Origin of the sequence: Vibrio sp. AND4 (assembly GCF_000171815.1) — a bacterium.
GTDB lineage: Bacteria > Pseudomonadota > Gammaproteobacteria > Enterobacterales > Vibrionaceae > Vibrio.
In genome coordinates this window covers 1-1,436 of sequence record NZ_ABGR01000110.1, presented here as the reverse complement: position 1 = coordinate 1,436, position 1,436 = coordinate 1, and the positions used below count along the sequence as shown (strand labels likewise).

The window sequence follows — 1,436 nt, the reverse complement described above, 5'->3', positions numbered from 1 at the left end:
AGGGCAGAGACGTCGAGCATCTGAGCGCTGATGATTCGATAAGTACTTGTTTGATTTGGTTGCCGTTTTCATCCAACCACACTTCAATAAAGGGCAACGCTTCAATACCGCGTTTAAGAGCTGAACGCGGGTAAATAGGCTGAATTGGTCTAGATACATAGGTTGGTTGATCAATCATGACAGGTTGCGTGCTTGCCCCTTTTGATTGGCTTGCAGTTGCCGTTTGTTGATGTTGAACAGGCTTTTTAGCGACGTTATCTGCCACTTTTTCTTTTGGCTGCGGCTGTTTTTTTGCGACCGACTTTGGAGTGGGCGTTTTTTTAACGGGCTTTGGCTTCTTTTTCGCTGTGTTTTTCTTAACCGCTTCTTTTTTCACCACCGGTTTCTTGACCGCTTTTTTGGTTGGCTTAGGTACTGGTTTTGGTTCCAGTTTTTTGTTCGTTTTCGGCAGTTTCTCGTCTACGACGTCTTGTGGGGTTGGTTGTGTCTGCGGCGGCATTGGCGCTGAAACTAAATTCAAGCTAACTGAGCTGATCGGAACGCCAGCTGACATCGCGAATACCTTCGTTTCTTGGGAGAAAAAAAGAAGCGCAGCGTGCAGCACGACAGAAGCACTTCCTGCGATGGCATATCTTCTCACGTTCACTGCTAAACCTCGGAAGTAGGAATCATTATCAACTAGAAAGATTATCACTCGAAAAGAAAATGAGATCAATTATTAATTGCATTATCATTACGGTGAATTTATGATCATTATAGCTTCTTTGAAATGTGTCTCAAGCCTTGTGGCGGTTTAAATCGTGTCCCTAATGAGCGAGTTGCAGAAGCTGCAACTTGCGGTAAATGTAAAAGCGCCCTTTTTGATGGTTCACCGATAGAAGGCACCATCGATAATTTTTCGGCATTGTTAGAGAGTAAAACACCCGTGATCGTCGATTTTTGGGCCCCGTGGTGCAACCCTTGCGTTGGGTTTGCTCCTGTTTTCGAGGATGTCGCACACGAGCAAACTGGCGCCGCCCGATTTGTCAAGATTGATACTGAAGCTCAGCAACAACTTGCCGCACAGTTTGGTATTCGTAGTATCCCGACCATTATGGTATTCAAGAACGGCCAACGCGTTGATATGCTCAATGGCGCCCTTCCCAAAACCCAGTTCGATCAATGGTTAAAACAAGCACTTAGCAAGTAAAACCCACCGCTAGCTTTACTCTTAAGCTAGCGGCGTCTGGATCGGTCGAGTTCGGTGAAAACTCCACCAACTCCTCATTTGTTCGATACCAGTATCTTTATGCTAGCTATGGCATTCGGTACACTTGCCGCCACCACTACTACTACCACCACTACCACCACTAGTAAAAGGTCTAGGAACAAAATTTGAGTTGCTATTAGGGGCAGAAGTAGTACTGATTATTGTCAAAGGCGGTGGTGGCTTACCT

The 1,436-nt window shown here is 45.7% G+C and carries 2 protein-coding genes; one reads left to right on the top strand and one right to left on the bottom strand.

What is annotated here, in order from left to right:
• A partial coding sequence (locus AND4_RS18975; protein ID WP_339367403.1) for an energy transducer TonB occupies nt 1-646 on the bottom strand: 646 nt, incomplete at its 3' end.
• A gap of 123 nt (nt 647-769) precedes the next feature.
• On the opposite strand from AND4_RS18975, the gene trxC reads away from it, so the two are divergent.
• Nucleotides 770-1,189 (top strand): thioredoxin TrxC, encoded by a 420-nt coding sequence (gene trxC, locus AND4_RS18970; protein WP_009844610.1) that lies wholly within the window; start codon nt 770-772, stop codon nt 1,187-1,189.
• Nucleotides 1,190-1,436: the final 247 nt, after the last annotated feature.

What these genes read in the sequence shown, in the direction of transcription:
- trxC (WP_009844610.1), top strand. Translation starts at nt 770, where the DNA reads ATGTGTCTCAAGCCTTGTGGCGGTTTAAATCGTGTCCCTAATGAGCGA.